General features: G+C 64.8%; 13 protein-coding genes. 8 read left to right on the forward strand and 5 right to left on the reverse strand.

From position 1 onward, the window contains the following. Positions 1-108 precede the first annotated feature (108 nt). The 3 genes from ACYVF5_RS05285 to ACYVF5_RS05295 all read right to left on the reverse strand — a co-directional run bounded on the left by ACYVF5_RS05285 (position 109) and on the right by ACYVF5_RS05295 (position 2,783). Entirely contained in the window at positions 109-921 is an 813-nt protein-coding gene (locus ACYVF5_RS05285; RefSeq protein WP_460945279.1) for a CPBP family glutamic-type intramembrane protease, read from the reverse strand. A gap of 215 nt (positions 922-1,136) precedes the next feature. Further along, complete coding sequence (gene gndA / locus ACYVF5_RS05290; RefSeq protein WP_460944069.1) at positions 1,137-2,591, reverse strand: NADP-dependent phosphogluconate dehydrogenase; 1,455 nt, start codon at positions 2,589-2,591, stop codon at positions 1,137-1,139. 45 nt (positions 2,592-2,636) lie between these two features. Further along, entirely contained in the window at positions 2,637-2,783 is a 147-nt protein-coding gene (locus ACYVF5_RS05295) for a hypothetical protein (RefSeq protein WP_460944071.1), read from the reverse strand. Positions 2,784-2,802: 19 nt separating this feature from the next. On the opposite strand from ACYVF5_RS05295, the gene ACYVF5_RS05300 reads away from it, so the two are divergent. The 5 genes from ACYVF5_RS05300 to mfd all read left to right on the forward strand — a co-directional run bounded on the left by ACYVF5_RS05300 (position 2,803) and on the right by mfd (position 8,820). Beyond that, on the forward strand, positions 2,803-3,330 hold the full coding sequence (locus ACYVF5_RS05300; protein ID WP_460944073.1) for a gluconokinase: 528 nt from the start codon (positions 2,803-2,805) through the stop codon (positions 3,328-3,330). Between the two features lie 16 nt (positions 3,331-3,346). After that, a complete protein-coding gene (locus tag ACYVF5_RS05305) occupies positions 3,347-3,637 on the forward strand; it encodes a DUF4287 domain-containing protein (RefSeq protein ID WP_460944075.1) in 291 nt (96 codons plus the stop codon). 217 nt (positions 3,638-3,854) lie between these two features. Beyond that, positions 3,855-4,454, forward strand: a complete 600-nt coding sequence (locus ACYVF5_RS05310; protein WP_460944077.1) for a 50S ribosomal protein L25/general stress protein Ctc — start codon at positions 3,855-3,857, stop codon at positions 4,452-4,454. A 108-nt stretch (positions 4,455-4,562) separates the two neighbouring features. Further along, positions 4,563-5,147, forward strand: a complete 585-nt coding sequence (gene pth, locus ACYVF5_RS05315; RefSeq protein ID WP_460945281.1) for an aminoacyl-tRNA hydrolase — start codon at positions 4,563-4,565, stop codon at positions 5,145-5,147. 55 nt (positions 5,148-5,202) lie between these two features. Then, positions 5,203-8,820, forward strand: a complete 3,618-nt coding sequence (gene mfd / locus ACYVF5_RS05320; RefSeq protein WP_460944079.1) for a transcription-repair coupling factor — start codon at positions 5,203-5,205, stop codon at positions 8,818-8,820. 87 nt (positions 8,821-8,907) lie between these two features. Here the strand turns inward: mfd and ACYVF5_RS05325 are convergent, their stop codons facing one another. Next, positions 8,908-10,644, reverse strand: a complete 1,737-nt coding sequence (locus ACYVF5_RS05325; protein WP_460944081.1) for a BCCT family transporter — start codon at positions 10,642-10,644, stop codon at positions 8,908-8,910. Positions 10,645-10,694: 50 nt separating this feature from the next. Continuing rightward, positions 10,695-12,041 (reverse strand): Na+/H+ antiporter NhaA, encoded by a 1,347-nt coding sequence (gene nhaA, locus ACYVF5_RS05330; RefSeq protein ID WP_460944083.1) that lies wholly within the window; start codon positions 12,039-12,041, stop codon positions 10,695-10,697. A 136-nt stretch (positions 12,042-12,177) separates the two neighbouring features. Between nhaA and ACYVF5_RS05335 the strand changes: the two genes are divergently transcribed. The 3 genes from ACYVF5_RS05335 to eno all read left to right on the forward strand — a co-directional run bounded on the left by ACYVF5_RS05335 (position 12,178) and on the right by eno (position 15,652). Continuing rightward, a complete protein-coding gene (locus ACYVF5_RS05335; RefSeq protein WP_460944085.1) occupies positions 12,178-12,930 on the forward strand; it encodes a nucleoside triphosphate pyrophosphohydrolase in 753 nt (250 codons plus the stop codon). Between the two features lie 36 nt (positions 12,931-12,966). Then, positions 12,967-14,292, forward strand: a complete 1,326-nt coding sequence (hisS, locus tag ACYVF5_RS05340) for a histidine--tRNA ligase (RefSeq protein ID WP_460944087.1) — start codon at positions 12,967-12,969, stop codon at positions 14,290-14,292. Positions 14,293-14,371: 79 nt separating this feature from the next. After that, positions 14,372-15,652: a phosphopyruvate hydratase gene (gene eno / locus ACYVF5_RS05345; protein WP_460944089.1), complete on the forward strand. Its 1,281-nt coding sequence runs from the start codon at positions 14,372-14,374 to the stop codon at positions 15,650-15,652. The last annotated feature ends 13 nt before the right edge of the window (positions 15,653-15,665 follow it).

Here is a 15,665-nt window from a genome sequence, read left to right on the forward strand (position 1 = left end):
TGGTTCGTGACGATACGTCCAGTGTGCCGTTCCGAGACGAAACGGCAAGTGGTGTGGGGTTATCGTCTCGACCCCGTCGACCGGACCCGTGTGTCACCGCATGGAAGGTCAGTACACGAAGATGGGCAGCCAGGCGGGATTGTGAGCATGGACGAGCACCAGGAACAAAACGAAATCGAACAGCAGGTGCACACAGACGACATAGGTGAGTGATCGCGTCTGCTTGAAGATCCAGCCCTGCACCAGCGCGAACGGATAGATCAGCAGCGGACCCCACGCGTGAAAGCCCAGCTCCCAGAGAAAGCTCGTGAACAGGACAGCCTGGACGATGTTCGCCTGCCAATCGGCGAGGTGCCGTCTGAGCAGGGCGAAGCAGGTGCAGATGAAGAACAGCTCGTCCCAGATTCCCAGCGCATTCGTGCCGATGAACAGCCGTGTGAGCGTGTTGAGATCGGATGCCGCCGGCCAGTTCGCATACACACCGGATCCGATCATGTACACCGGCAGGATCACCCAGCCGAGCACCACGACAGCGACCAGATAACCCTTCTCGAGCCGCGTCCATCTGTGACCGGCGAGGATGGGAAAGCGCACGGTGTGATCACGATAGCCGAATCGCGAAACCAGGTAGGGCACCACAACGGCCACGGTGAGGGCGGCCCCCATCACGAGCATGTGGTCCCACGAGATATCGGTGTTGACGGGCACCAGGCTGATGGTCACGAGGCCGAATGCGATCAGCGCGAGATCACGTGCGAATCGCCTGTCGACGATGAGAGCCGCAACGAGTGCGGCGGCGAGCACCAGGTATCCGCCAGGGCGCCAGTGCAGTCCGAAGAGAGCGACGGCCGACGCCGCGAGCAGGATCGCCGGCAGCAGATTCCAGCTCAGCGCGGTGGGTCTCACAGCCGGTGCCGCCATCGTCGTCGAACCTCTCACAGGATCAGCTTAACCGCCGGCATCCACTCGTCGGCGCCCACGCGCCAGCCGCCGGGTCGTCGTCGTGAGCTTTGAGGTGTGCGGGGTTTCCCGTCGGGCGCGGCGGGCGCAACTCCCACGCCAGACGGAAACCCCCACACGGCGAAGGCTCAGCGGTGTGAAGGCTCAGCCATGTGGAGGCTCAGCCATGTGAAGGCTCAGTGGCTTGAACCTGCTGACTCGATCTCGGTGCGGTCACCCGACCAGAGCGTGTGGAAGGTGCCTTCCGCATCAACGCGCTTGTAGGTGTGCGCCCCGAAGAAGTCGCGCTGACCCTGCACGAGCGCTGCCGGGAGCCGTTCGGCGCGCAGCCCGTCGTAGTAGGCAAGCGACGACGAGAACGCAGGAGTGGGGATGCCGGACTGGGCAGCACCCGCGACGACTCGGCGCCAGGAGTCCTGTGCGCCGGCAACCGCACTGCGAAAGTACGGCGCCGTCACGAGGGCGACAAGACCGGGGTCTTCTGCATACGCTTCAGTGATGCGGTTGAGGAACTGCGCGCGAATGATGCAGCCGCCACGCCAGATCTTCGCGATATCGCCCTTCTCGATATCCCAGCCGAACTGTTCCGCACCGGCGACGATCGCGTCGAAGCCCTGCGAATAGGCGATGATCTTCGACGCGTACAGGGCGCGCCTGACGTCTTCGACGAAGGCTGCCTTGTCAGAGACGCTCCACGGGGAATCGGGTCCGGGAAGGTTCGTCGCGGCTGCGCGCTGCGCCGGCTTCGACGACAGGCTGCGGGCGAAGACGGCTTCGGCGATACCGGACACCGGAACACCGAGGTCGAGCGCGTTCTGCACGGTCCAGACGCCGGTGCCCTTCGAGCCCGCCTGATCGAGAACGATGTCGACGAAGGGCTTGCCCGTCTTCGCATCGACCTGCCTGAGCACCTCGGCCGTGATCTCGATGAGGTACGACTCGAGTTCTCCCTTGTTCCACTCGGTGAAGACGTCTGCGATCTCTGCCGGGCTCATGCCCGTGGCCTGGCGAAGCAGATCATAAGCCTCGGCGATGAGCTGCATGTCGGCATACTCGATGCCGTTGTGGATCATCTTGACGAAGTGCCCCGCGCCGTCCGTCCCCACGTGCGTGACGCAGGGTTCTCCCTCGGCGACGGCGGCGATGGACTCCAGAATCGGACCCAGAGTCTCGTAGGACTCCGCTGATCCGCCCGGCATGATGCTCGGTCCCTTGAGAGCACCCTCTTCGCCGCCCGAGATGCCGGCGCCGACGAAGTGGATGCCCTTCTCGCGCACGGCCTTCTCGCGGCGGATGGTGTCTGTGAAGAGCGCGTTCCCGCCGTCGACGATGATGTCCCCGGGTTCGAACAGCTCGCTCAGCTGGGTGATGACGGCGTCTGTTCCCGCTCCGGCCTGAACCATGATGATCGCGGTACGCGGGGTGGTGAGCGAGGCGACGAAGTCCTCGATGGCCTCCGACGCCACGAAACCCGCTTCGGGATGAGCGTCGACGACACCTCGGGTGCGTTCGGGGGAGCGATTGTAGATCGCAACCGTGTTTCCCTCTCTGCTCGCCAGGTTTCTCGCGAGGTTCGAGCCCATCACCGCCATACCGACGACGCCGATGTTCGCTTGGGCTTGCTGCGCCACTTCTCCTCCTAGTCGCGCCACTTCCGCACGGCGGCGCATCGGTTGTCAGGGAATGTTCTCAAGCGTAGCGTTCGCACACACGTGCTCCGTTCCCCTCGCCGGCGACGCGAGCCGCCAGCGGATGACCGACGGATCGAACAGGTTCCAGCGCTGCTCCGGAAGCACACGGATGCCGGTGTCCCGGGCGAGCACACTCCGCTAGATTCGTTGTATGCCCGCCACAGCAGACGATGCGCGTTCACCACACCTTGTTGTGATGGGCGTTTCGGGGTCGGGAAAGAGCACGATCGGCGCCCTGATCGCGGCCGAGCTCGACGTTCCGTTCATCGATGGCGATTCGCTTCATCCTCTCGTCAATATCGAGAAGATGGCCGCGGGCGAGGCTCTCGACGACGAAGACCGTGCGCCCTGGCTTGCTGCCGTCGGACGGACGATGGCCGGCGCAGGGGAGCACGGCCTTGTTGTCGCGTGCTCCGCACTCCGGCGTGCCTATCGGGACATCATCCGAGAGAACGACCCGACGTGCGTCTTCATTCACCTCTCCGGCGACGCCGCGGTGCTCTCTGCGCGCCTCGAGGGACGAAGCGGGCATTTTATGCCCGAGAGCCTGCTCGCATCGCAGCTCGACACACTCGAAGGGCTCGAGCCGGACGAGCCCGGCGTCGTCGTCGACATCGGCCGACCGATCAGAGAGATCGTGAGGCGGGCCGTCGAGGCCGTGCGGGCGGGTGTCCTCTGACGACGAAAGGAAGAACATGTCATTTCAGGCCTATCTCGACACCATCGAAGACAAAACGGGGCTCACGCCACGTCAGCTCGTCGACATCGCGAAAAGCAAGGGGTACGACGACCCGTCTGTGAAGGCCGGCGTCATTCTCGAGTGGCTCAGGTCGGATTACGAACTCGGGCGCGGCCATGGAATGGCGCTTGTGCACGTGATCAGAAAAGGCCCGGAGATCGACGCGACGTTCGTCGGGACGACGGGGACGCATCGTGACGAGTCAGACACACTCTGGCTCGACGGGAAGGCGACCAAGCCCGCGTGATCACGGCCGTGAGCCGAGCAGGGCGCACGTGGGGTAGACTCTGTCGTTGAACTTCGGCGAGGGATGACCGGGCAACCGTTGCATCCGTGATCGACGCGGTGGGCGAGCACAGGCTTTTCCTCACGCTGACATGCGTTCGAGTTGAATAACAGATCGTTCGGCTTGCCAATGGGCAACCGAGACCAATCATCGGGCCTGCGCCCGCAGAGGAGACATCATGGCAGACGACAACAAACTTGCAGTGTCACTGCGAGAAAGCTTCGGCAAGGGCGCGGCGCGCAAGCTCCGCGCCAAGGGACTCATCCCCGCCGTGATCTATGGTCACGGCACCGATCCGGTGCATGTGTCGCTTCCCGGCCACCAGACCATGCTCATCATCCGCAAGGCGAACGCCGTGCTCGAGCTCGACATCGAGGGTCGCCGCGAGCTCGCTCTTGTGAAAGACGTGCAGCGTGACCCCGTGCGCCAGATCATCGAGCACATCGACCTGATCGTCGTGACCAAAGGCGAGAAGGTCCAGGTCGAGGTGCCCGTTCACCTCGAGGGCGAATCGTTCAGCGGCACCATCGCGATGCTCGAGACGAACTCACTGCTTCTCGAGGTCGAGGCGACTCACATCCCCGAGAACGTGGTCGTCAACATCGAGGGTGCAGAAGAGGGTGCCCAGGTGCTCGCCAAGGACGTCGCGCTTCCGGCCGGCGCATCGCTCATCAGCGAGGAAGACCTGCTGATCGTGCACGTCGTCGTTCCGTCTGGCCGCGCTGAGGGCGACGAGGCCGCGGGCGAGGAGTCAACAGAAGAAGAATCCGCCGGGTAACACCGATTCATCGCAAGCCTGTCGAGCTCGCATTACCCTGAGGGGATGGCGAGTTCGGCAGGCTTCAATGCGTTCAGGCGGCTCTTCGGCCGCAGAGAGGAGCCCCGGATGGCCGTGGACACCTGGGTCGTGGTCGGGCTCGGCAACCCGGGATCCCGATACGCAGGCAACCGGCACAACGTGGGCCAGATGGTGGTCTCAGACCTCGCACGCCGGCTCGGCGCCTCGTTCAAGAGCCACCGGGCACAGGCGCAGGTTGCCGAAGGATTCCTGAGGCCCGGCGGCCCGAAGCTTGTGCTCGCGAAGCCGAACAGCTATATGAACGTCTCGGGGGGACCGGTCGCGGCGCTGCTGTCGTTCTACTCCGCCGAGCCGTCGCGCCTCATCGTCGTGCATGACGAACTCGACATCCCCTTCGACACCATCAGGCTGAAGCAGGGAGGCGGGCACGGCGGTCACAACGGTCTGCGAGACATCGCCAAGGCGATCGACACACCGGACTTCACGAGGGTACGTGTCGGCATCGGCCGGCCGCCGGGCAGGCAGGACCCGGCGGACTACGTGCTCCATGACTTCGCCACGGGCGAGCGCGAGAACCTTCCGGTTCTCATCGCCGACGCCGCTGAGGCCGTCGAGCTCGTCGCCACCGAAGGGCTCGGCTCGGCGCAGCAGAAGTACCACTCGCCCAGCTGAGTCGTCCCGGCCGCCATCTGGGCAGAGCGTCAGCGGCGTTGCGTAGACTTGTCCGGTGATACTTCAGGGCTTCATCGCCGCGCTTTCGCGCGCCTCCACATTCGATAGGGCCCTTGCATTCGCCGATCGCGATGCGGATTTCTCCGTGACAGACGGCCTCCGGGTTCCCCTGGTCGCCGGGCTCATCGGCGCCAGGCAGGCCGCAGGCCTTCCGGCCGCAGCCGTGATCGTCACCCCGACCGGCCGCGATTCCGAAAGCGTGCTGTCGAGCCTCGCCGGTTTTCTGCCCGATGCCGAGATCGTCGAGTTCCCGGCCTGGGAGACCCTTCCCCACGAGCGATTGAGCCCCAGCGCCGAGATCGTCGGAAAGCGGCTCGCCGCCCTCCGTGCCATGAAACTCTGGAACGGGGAGCGTCCGCTCGTCGTCGTCGCCTCTGTGAGGGCCGCTCTTCAACCGGTCGCAGACAACCTGACCGATATCGAGCCCATCGAACTCATCGCTGGCGCCAGGGGGCACGACCTCTCCAGGATCGCGGACGAGCTGGTCCAGCTGGCGTACACACGCGTCGACATGGTGTCGCGGCGCGGCGAGTTCGCTGTGCGGGGCGGCATCCTCGATGTGTTCCCCCCTGTGGCAGAGCATCCGTTGCGCATCGAGTTCTTCGGCGACGAGGTCGAGCAGATCCGTGTGTTCTCGGTGGCCGACCAGCGTTCGCTTCCCGAACCGCAGGCATCCGTCACCCTGCCGCCGAGCCGCGAACTGCTCCTGAGCGATTCCGTGCGTCAGCGGGCGGCCGAGATGGTGCACGAGTTCCCGAGTCTCAGCGGCATGCTCGAGAAGATCTCGAACGGGATCTCCGTCGAGGGGATGGAGTCGCTCGCGCCGGCCCTGCTCGAACGACTTGTGCCCGTGAGCCACTACTTTCCAGAGGGCGCCGCCGTCGCGGTGATGTCTCCAGAGCGCGTCGCCACACGCGCCGTGAGCCTCGCCGAGACGAACCGCGAGTTTCTGCAGGCGGCCTGGAGTGCGGCGACGGCAGGTGCGCAAGCGCCCATCGACCTCGAGAGCGGCGAGTTCGTCACCCTGCAGAAGCTGCGTGACGCCACACGACTCACGGCACCGGGCGAGAAGGCCTCTGCCCACCCGTGGTGGACTCTGAGCACCTTTCAGCAGGCGCCGGAGGACATCCTGCCGGAGGACCTCGAACTCGACGACCTCGTGACCGTGAGAATAGACGCAGAGCCGGTGCCGAGCTTCCAGGGCAACACCGAAGGCGCGATCGATCACGTCGCCTCGCGGCTGAAAGAGGGGTGGAGCGTCGCCATCGTGGCGCGCGGCTCGGGTCTTGTGGAGCGCGCTCACGACGTGCTCGCCGAGCACGAGGTGCCCGCGAGGGTCGTCGACGAGTTTCCGGAGCATCCGGAGCCGGCCATGGCGTACCTGATGCAGGCGGCGGTCGAGCAGGGGTTCGAGCTGCCGGAGGCGAAGCTCGCCCTCGTCAGCGAGAGCGAGTTCTACGGTCGCACGGTCGGTTACGACTCCCGCCTGGTGAAGAAGCTCGCGTCGCGACGCAAGAACGTCGTCGATCCGCTGCAGCTCAAGGCAGGCGACTACGTGGTGCACCAGACCCACGGGATCGGCAGGTTCATCGAGCTGACTCAGCGCGAGGTGTCGAGCGGGGGGCGCAATGCCGTCAAAACGAAACGCGAATACCTTGTGCTCGAATACGCTCCGTCGAAGAGGGGATACCCGGGAGACAAGCTTCTTGTGCCGACCGATCAGCTCGACCTGCTGAGCAGGTACGTCGGCGGCGAATCCCCTCAGCTCTCCAAGATGGGCGGGAGCGACTGGTCCCAGGCGAAGGGCAGGGCTCGCAAGGCCGTGCGCGACATCGCCGTCGAACTGGTGAAGCTGTATTCCGCGCGCATGGCCTCGAAGGGACACGCATTCGGCCCGGACACCCCCTGGCAGCGTGAGCTCGAAGACGCCTTCCCCTTCGCGGAGACTCCCGACCAGCTGACGACGATCGACGAGGTCAAAGCCGACATGGAGCGGCCGATCCCGATGGACCGCCTGCTGTCTGGAGATGTCGGCTTCGGAAAGACCGAGGTCGCGATCAGGGCGGCGTTCAAGGCCGTGCAGGACGGCAAGCAGGTGGTGATGCTCGTGCCGACCACGCTTCTGGTCAAACAGCACTTCGAGACGTTCCAGGAACGGTTCGCGGGGTTCCCCGTGCACCTGCGCGCCCTCAGCCGGTTCCAGTCAGACAAAGAAGCGCGCGAAACCCTCGACGGCCTCGAACGAGGCACGGTGGACGTTGTCATCGGAACACACCGGCTGCTGACCGGGGGAGTGCGCTTCAAAGATCTCGGCCTCGTGATCGTCGATGAGGAACAGCGTTTCGGCGTCGAGCACAAGGACGCCCTCAAAAAGCTGAAGACGAACGTCGACGTGCTCGCCATGAGCGCGACCCCGATCCCTCGGACGCTCGAGATGGCCGTGACGGGCATCAGGGAGATGTCGACGCTCGCCACACCTCCCGAGGAACGGCATCCGATCCTCAGCTTCGTCGGGCCGTACAACGACAAGCAGGTGGCCGCGGCCATCCGGCGCGAGCTTCTGCGCGAGGGCCAGATCTTCTTTGTGCACAATCGTGTGTCGAGCATCAACCGCATAGCGTCGCAACTCGCCGAACTCGTGCCGGAGGCTCGTGTGGCGATCGCACACGGGCAGCTGTCAGAGGCCGCGCTCGAGCAGGTCGTCGTCGATTTCTGGGAACGCAGATTCGATGTTCTCGTCTGCACAACGATCATCGAGACCGGTCTCGACATCCAGAACGCGAACACCATCATCATCGACCGCGCAGACAAGTACGGTCTCAGCCAGCTGCATCAGCTGCGCGGGCGCGTCGGTCGAGGCCGCGAGCGCGCGTATGCCTATTTTCTGTACGACGGCAACAAGCCGCTTTCAGAGACGGCACACGACCGGCTTGAGACGATCGCCGCGAACAACGAACTCGGCAGCGGTATGCAGGTCGCGCTGAAAGACCTCGAGATCCGTGGCGCGGGAAACCTGCTCGGCGGTGAACAGGCTGGGCACATCGCGGGAGTCGGCTTCGACCTGTACCTGCGGATGATCGGCGAAGCGGTCTCGACCTTCAAGGGAGACGTGGCAGAGGGGCAGACCGAGCTTCGGCTCGAGCTCCCCGTCGACGCCCACATCCCAGACGACTATGTGGACAGTGAGAGGCTGCGTCTCGAGGCATATCAGAAGCTCTCCGCCGCAGCGGCGCCGTCTGCCTCAGACGATCAGGTCGACCTGGTCATCGATGAGCTGACAGATCGCTACGGTGAGCTGCCCGAGCGCGTGAAGAACCTCGTGGCGGTGTCACGCCTCCGCCAGCGAGCCCAGCGAGCCGGCCTTGCCGAGGTCGTCGCCATGGGGAGCAACCTTCGAGTGGCTCCCGCGAACCTGCCTGACTCCCTGCAGGCACGGCTGCGACGGATGTACCCGAACGGCAGATACCTTGCGCAGGCGAACGCCATCGTCATCCCCCTGCCGAGGGCCGACGGAGAGACACCGTCGGATGCCGATCTGATCGCCTGGGTGGGTCAGTTGCTCGATGCGCTCTTTCCGGTGAAACAGGAACAAGCGACGGCGACGGCGGGCTGATCGCATGGCGGGTGTGCAGGCGACAGCAGTGCCCTGCCCGGTCAGCGATTCGGCTCTTCTGATGCATCCGCTGAGCTCCCCGGCGCTTCAGGGGTCCGGCGCTTCAGAGGTCTCTGGCGCCTCGACCGTTCCTGCGGATGTTCCATCCGCCGGTCCTGCGCGGGAGCGGGGCCTGCGCACAAGGCCGAGAGCGGCGCTCAGGGGGTTCTTCACCGTCTGGCGAACGGGGATGTCGTCGGTCTCGAGTCCGTAGTGCTCACCGATGCGGTCCACGAACTGCGCTCGCCGAGCGCGCTCGTATGCACGGTGCTCCCTGCCGAATGCGCGAACCGTCGACCAGCAGATCATCAGCATCACCACGCTGAACGGAAGGGCGATGATGATGGCGGCTGTCTGGAGCGCCTCGAGCCCGCCTGCCAGCAGGAGCGACGTCGCGAGCAGCGCGGTCACGGCGACGAAGAAGACACGGATCCACCTGCGCGGTTCCACGTCGCCGCCCGTGGCGATCATGCTCATCACGAGTGAACCGGAGTCCGCCGAGGTCACGAAGAAGAGGGCGATCAGGATGATCGCCCCGACGGTGAGCACGGCGCCGGCGGGAAGCTGAGCGAGCATCTGGAACAGCGCTCCGGTGACATCGACACTGCCGTCTTGGGCGACAAGCCCCCCTGGCCCGGCGAGCTCAGAGTAGAGAGCTGTTCCGCCGAGCACCGAGAACCAGAGGAACGTCATCATGGTGGGAACGAGGATGACGCCGGCGACGAACTGCCTGACCGTTCGGCCCTTCGAGATCCTCGCGATGAAGATGCCGACGAAGGGCGCCCACGAGATCCACCAGCCCCAATAGAACGTCGTCCAGTCGGCCTGCCAGGCCTCGCCGGCGGCACCCGTGTAGGCGCCGACGGTGAATGAGAGACCGATGAAGTCCTGCAGATAGTTGCCGATCGCCTGCACGAAATCGCGAAGCAGGAACTGCGTCGGGCCGACGATCAGGATGAACAGCACGATTGCGCCGGCCAGTGTCAGGTTGATGTTCGACAGCCACTTGATGCCACGCTCCAGACCGGAGAGCACCGACGCCAGCACGGCAACCGTGATCACGGCGATGATGATGATCTCGCCGACCTGTGTCGCCTCGATGATGCCCGCGCTTTCGAGTCCTGAGCTGATCTGCAGCACACCGAGCCCGAGGCTGGTCGCAACGCCGAACACGGTGCCGACGAGGGCGACGACGTCGATGACGTTGCCCCATCCGCCGATGACGCGACGGCCGAGCAGCGGCTCGAGCGTCCAGCGGATCGAGATCGGGCGCTTGCGCCGGTGGATGGCATAGGCGAGGGCCAGTCCGATGACCACATAGATCGACCAGGCGTGCACCCCCCAGTGCAGGAACGTCTGCGAGAGCGCCCGCTGCGCGAGTTCGTTCTCAGTGCCGGTCACACCGGGGCGCGGGTTGGCGAAGTGACTGAGCGGCTCGCTGACGCCATAGAAGACGAGCCCGATTCCCATACCCGCTGCGAAGAGCAGTGCGAACCAGGATCCAACGGAGAAGTCGGGCTCATCGTCGTCTTTGCCGAGTTTGATGTTGCCGTAGCGGCTGAACCCGAGCCAGAGCGAGAACACCACGAAGAACGCGGCGATGAGCACGTAATACCAGTTGAACGCGCCGACGATTCCGTTCTGAATCTCTTGGAACATCTCTTTGGCGACGTCTGGCATCAGCATGGCGTACGCCACGAACACGACGATGACGACGGCTGCCGGCCAGAAGACCCAACGGTGAACCCCTGTGCGTGCTGCCGACTGCGATTCCGTAGCCTCCATTTTTTCAGAGTAGGCCGCTGACCGCTCTCGATCGACCCCGGATCACGGAGCTACTCGGCGGTTCGGTCCTCATAGACGTCTGGAACGCCGTCTGCATCGCGATCGACGTGTTCTTCTTGCTCGATGCGGCGGTAATGCCGATTCCGCACCCGCAGGATGATCGCGGCGAGCAGCGCCGCGATCACTGACGCGGTGAAGATCGCCACCTTCGCATGGTCCGCATGTGTGCTGCCGTGCTCGAAACTGAGCTCGGCGACCAGCAGAGAGACGGTGAACCCGATTCCGGCCAGGATGCCGACGCCCAGGACATCGATCCATCCGAACGACGAATCGAGGTGGGCATGCCTGAAACGGGTGATGAGCCACGTGGCCAGCAGGATGCCGAGGGGTTTTCCGGCAACCAGGCCGGCAAGGATGCCGATCATCACGGGGTCTGCGATCGCGGACATAAAGCCGTCGACGCCGCCGATCGCGACCCCTGCCGCGAAGAACGCGAAGACCGGCACTGCGAACCCCGTCGACAGAGGGCGGAACCGGTGCTCGAAGATCTCGGCGAGACCAGGCCCGGCGTCGGGACCTCCTGATGCCTGGCTGCGGACGACAGGGATGCAGAATCCGAGCACCACTCCGGCGATCGTGGCGTGGATCCCGGAAGCGTGGAGCAGACCCCAGGCGAGCAGCCCGAGGGGTAGCAGGACGAGCCAGGCGGCGGCGGGGTGTTTTCCGAAGAACCGACGGAACCTCTGCGCGAGCACCGCGTAGATCAGAATCGGGATGAGCGTGAGAAGAAGCGGCACGATCTCGACACCGCTCGCGTAGAAGACGGCGATGATCACGATCGCAATCAGATCGTCCACAACAGCGAGCGTCAGCAGGAAGATCCGCAACGCGCTCGGGAGATGCGATCCGATGATCGCGAGAACGGCAACCGCGAATGCGATATCTGTAGCTGTGGGGATCGCCCACCCGTGCAGGGATTCCGGCGATGCCAGGTTGATCGCGACATAGATGAGAGCGGGGACCAGCACACCGCCGAACGCCGCGGCGACGGGGACTATCGCCTTGCCGGGCTGTCGCAGATCGCCGGCCACGAACTCGCGTTTGAGCTCGAGTCCGACGAGAAAGAAGAAGATCGCGAGAAGACCGTCAGACGCCCACTGCCCGAGGCTCAGCCTGAGATGCCACGGCTCATAACCGATCTCGAAGTCGCGCAGCGCGAAATAACCGTCCGCCCAGGGTGAGTTCGCCCAGAGAATCGCGATGACGGCCGCACCGACGAGGAGCGCGCCCCCGACGGTCTCTTTGCGCAGGATCGCGCCGATGCGCACCGTTTCGCGGTAGCTTCCCCGGCTGAACACCTCGGTCGTCTCGGCGGGCGGGCGTGCGTGTTCGGCCATGCGGCCTCCTCGGAATAGGGCAGAGAACAACGAATGCCGACCAGACTTCCCGGCTCACCGTGTTCCAGTCTATGGTCTTCGTGTTCTGCCGTTCGTCATCGCCTAGTGTGGTCGTACGCTCAGAGGGGGTTGGCCGATGAACGACAAGCAGGTCGAACAGTCCGTTCCGATCGGCGGCATCGATGAGAGGATCACGATGAGCGTCGGCGGACCTGTGCGGCCCGTTCCAGACGGTGACGATGCACTCCCGGCACTCACACAGATGCGGGTGCTGGCGTCGTCGATGAGCGCCGTGCTCGACAGGTGCGTCTGGAGTCAGACGATGAGCCACCGGTCCCTCGTGACCTATCTCGTCGAAGAGTGCTACGAACTGGTCGACGCGATCGAGACCGGTGACATCGCGGTTATGCTCGAGGAGCTCGGCGACGTGCTGCTCCAGGTGGTGTTCCACGCTGAGATAGCGCGACGCACCGCGGGTGAGGACTTCGACCTCGACGACGTGGCACGTGCGACGAACGAGAAGCTGGTGCGCAGGCATCCGCACGTCTTCGATGGAGAAGACGCACCGACGGTCGAAGACGTGCTGAGGCTCTGGAGCGCGGCGAAGGCCTCGGAGAAATCGGAACGGCGCAGTGTGCTCGACGGCGTGCCACAGGGACTGCCCGCGCTTGTGCTCGCAGACAAGATCATCGGCCGTGCGGGGCGCGCGGGCATCGACCTCCGGCCAGATCCCCACGTGGCCGGTCTCGCGGATGTCACAGACGAGGCCGAGCTCGGACGGCACCTCTTTGATCTCGTCGCGGCAGCGAGGCGACGCGGGCTCGATCCGGAGCGCGCGCTTCGTGCTCACCTGAGAGCGGTTCAAGACGACGTCCGCGCCGCGGAGTGAACTCAGCGGCCTGAACGCGCGTGCCAGAATTGGGGTATGGCCTCAGTGACCCCGCCCCGTGGAATGCGTGATTTTCTTCCGGCAGCCAAGGCCAGAAGGGAACATGCCCTCGGCATCATCAGGCGGGTGTACACGTCATATGGTTTCGATGAGATCGAAACGCCTGTCGTCGAGGACTACGACCGCTTGCACGCAGGCATCGGCGGGGACAACGAGAAACTCGCGTTCAACGTGATGAAGCGGGGGCTCGGACCTGATGAGCTGAGGGCGGCGGCAGACGCGAACGACCTCGCCGGCCTCACCGATCTCGGACTCCGATATGACCTCACTGTGCCGCTCGCGCGGTTCTACGCCACTCACCGCGCGGAGCTTCCTCCCGTCTTCCGTTCGATCCAGGTCGCACCGGTCTGGCGGGCGGAGCGCCCGCAGAAGGGCAGGTACCGCCAGTTCATCCAGTGCGACATCGACATCATCGGCGAGGCAGGCCCTCTCGCCGAGATCGAGCTCATCACCGCGACTGCGGCTGTGCTTCGAGAGCTCGGGCTCGACGGAACCCGTGTGCGCATCAATGACCGGCGTCTGCTCATCGGGATGCTCGAGGCGCTCGGTTTTGCGGCTGAGGAGCACGCGGCAGTTCTCATCACCATCGACAAACTCGACAAGATCGGACCGAGGGGTGTCGTCACCGAACTGCGCGAGCGCGGCGCGGCGGCGAGCGCCGTTGACGCCCTCGACACCTATCTCGCGAGCGGAACGGCGGGTGACGTTATGCAGGCCGACCCTCGGATCAGCGCAGAGACCATCGCCGCACGTCTGCCGCCGGGAGCGGACCCGCTGGTGATCGCCGAGCTGGACTCGATCGCGCGGGCAGCGGATGCGGCGGACGCCACGGCGAGCGGTCGGGACGAGGGATCACCGCCCTTCGTTGTCTTCGACCCTTTTCTCGTGCGCGGAATGGGTTACTACACGGGGCCGATCTTCGAAATCGAGCACCCGGATCTCGGCTATTCCCTGGGCGGCGGCGGGCGCTACGACGGCATGATCGGTCGATTCCTCGGGCAGGACGTTCCCGCGACGGGGTTCTCGATCGGCTTCGAGCGCATCGTCGACCTGATCGACATCCCAGCGGATGCCGCGGGTGCAGCGCTCGTGCTGGTCTATGACCGTGACACACCCGTCGAGCGACTGATCTCGCTGAAGGCGGCACTCGTCTCGGGCGGGGCGCGTGTGCGCCTCGAGCCGAGGACGAAGAACATAAAATCCCTTCTCGAGCGCGTCACGTCCGCCGGATTCACCTCGTTCGCCTTTGTCGGACAAGGCACCGAGACCGTTGACGACCTGGACGTCAAGGCGCTCGGATGACCGGTCACCCCTCCTGGCGGCGCGTGACGGCATCGCTAGACTGACAGCAATCCACCCAGCATCCAGAGGAGATAACACAGTGGCACTCATTGAGGCTGTAGGCGCTCGCGAGATTCTCGACTCGCGCGGCAACCCGACCGTTGAGGTCGAGATCCTGCTCGAGGACGGCACGATCAGTCGTGCGGCCGTTCCGTCGGGAGCATCGACCGGCGCGTTCGAGGCATTCGAGTTGAGAGACGGCGATTCCGCCCGCTACCTGGGCAAGGGTGTCGAGAAGGCCGTAGACGCCGTCTTCGACGAGCTCGGCCCGGCCATCGAAGGTCTCGAGGCGGATGACCAGCGCCTCGTCGACTCGACGCTGCGCACCATCGACGGCACACCGAACAAGCAGAGGGTCGGCGCCAACGCCATCCTCGGGGTGAGCCTCGCCGTGGCGAAGGCCGCAGCACTCAGCGCCGACCTTCCCCTGTACCGCTACGTCGGGGGACCGAACGCTCACGTGCTGCCCGTTCCGCTGATGAACATCATCAACGGCGGCGCCCATGCAGACACCGGCGTCGACATCCAGGAGTTCATGATCCTGCCGATCGGCGCTGAGAGCTTCTCAGAGGCGCTCCGGTGGGGGGCGGAGACCTACCACGCGCTCAAGAGCCTTCTGAAGTCGAAGGGCCTGTCGACCGGTCTCGGCGACGAGGGCGGATTCGCTCCCGACCTGCCGAACAACCGCGCAGCGCTCGACCTGATCGTCGAAGCCATCGGCAAGGCGGGATTCACTGCCGGGTCGCAGATCGCGCTCGGGCTCGACGTCGCGTCGACGGAGTTCTTCGAGAACGGGAAGTACACCTTCGAGGGCAAGCAGCTCTCGAGCGAAGAGCTGACGGCATATTTCGGCTCGCTCGTCGCGGACTACCCGCTCGTCACGATCGAAGACCCGCTGGCAGAAGACGACTGGGCCGGATACGCACACCTCACCCCTGAGCTCGGCTCTCGTGTGCAGATCGTGGGAGACGACCTGTTCGTCACGAACCCGACACGTCTTGCGGACGGCATCGCACGGGGCGCGGCGAACTCGCTGCTCGTGAAGGTCAACCAGATCGGCACGCTCACCGAGACCCTCGACGCGGTGTCGATGGCTCAGCGCGCAGGCTACACGGCCATCCTCTCTCACCGTTCGGGAGAGACCGAAGACACCACCATCGCAGATCTGGCGGTCGCGACGAACGCCGGCCAGATCAAGACCGGTGCGCCTGCGCGTTCAGAGCGAGTGGCGAAATACAATCAGTTGCTGAGGATCGAGGAACAGCTCGGCGAGTCCGCTGAATATGCGGGCCGCAGTGCGTTCCCACGGTTCACCGCGTAGAGCAGCTTCCGAC

It is taken from the genome of Okibacterium endophyticum (assembly GCF_054780075.1).

Bases quoted from the DNA above. Each gene is read 5' to 3' on its own strand.
- nhaA (WP_460944083.1), bottom strand. From the start codon at position 12,041: ATGGCCGAACACGCACGCCCGCCCGCCGAGACGACCGAGGTGTTCAGC.
- ACYVF5_RS05285 (WP_460945279.1), bottom strand. From the start codon at position 921: ATGGCGGCACCGGCTGTGAGACCCACCGCGCTGAGCTGGAATCTGCTG.
- ACYVF5_RS05310 (WP_460944077.1), top strand. From the start codon at position 3,855: ATGGCAGACGACAACAAACTTGCAGTGTCACTGCGAGAAAGCTTCGGC.
- ACYVF5_RS05300 (WP_460944073.1), top strand. From the start codon at position 2,803: ATGCCCGCCACAGCAGACGATGCGCGTTCACCACACCTTGTTGTGATG.
- hisS (WP_460944087.1), top strand. From the start codon at position 12,967: ATGGCCTCAGTGACCCCGCCCCGTGGAATGCGTGATTTTCTTCCGGCA.
- ACYVF5_RS05325 (WP_460944081.1), bottom strand. From the start codon at position 10,644: ATGGAGGCTACGGAATCGCAGTCGGCAGCACGCACAGGGGTTCACCGT.
- ACYVF5_RS05305 (WP_460944075.1), top strand. From the start codon at position 3,347: ATGTCATTTCAGGCCTATCTCGACACCATCGAAGACAAAACGGGGCTC.
- ACYVF5_RS05335 (WP_460944085.1), top strand. From the start codon at position 12,178: ATGAACGACAAGCAGGTCGAACAGTCCGTTCCGATCGGCGGCATCGAT.
- pth (WP_460945281.1), top strand. From the start codon at position 4,563: ATGGCCGTGGACACCTGGGTCGTGGTCGGGCTCGGCAACCCGGGATCC.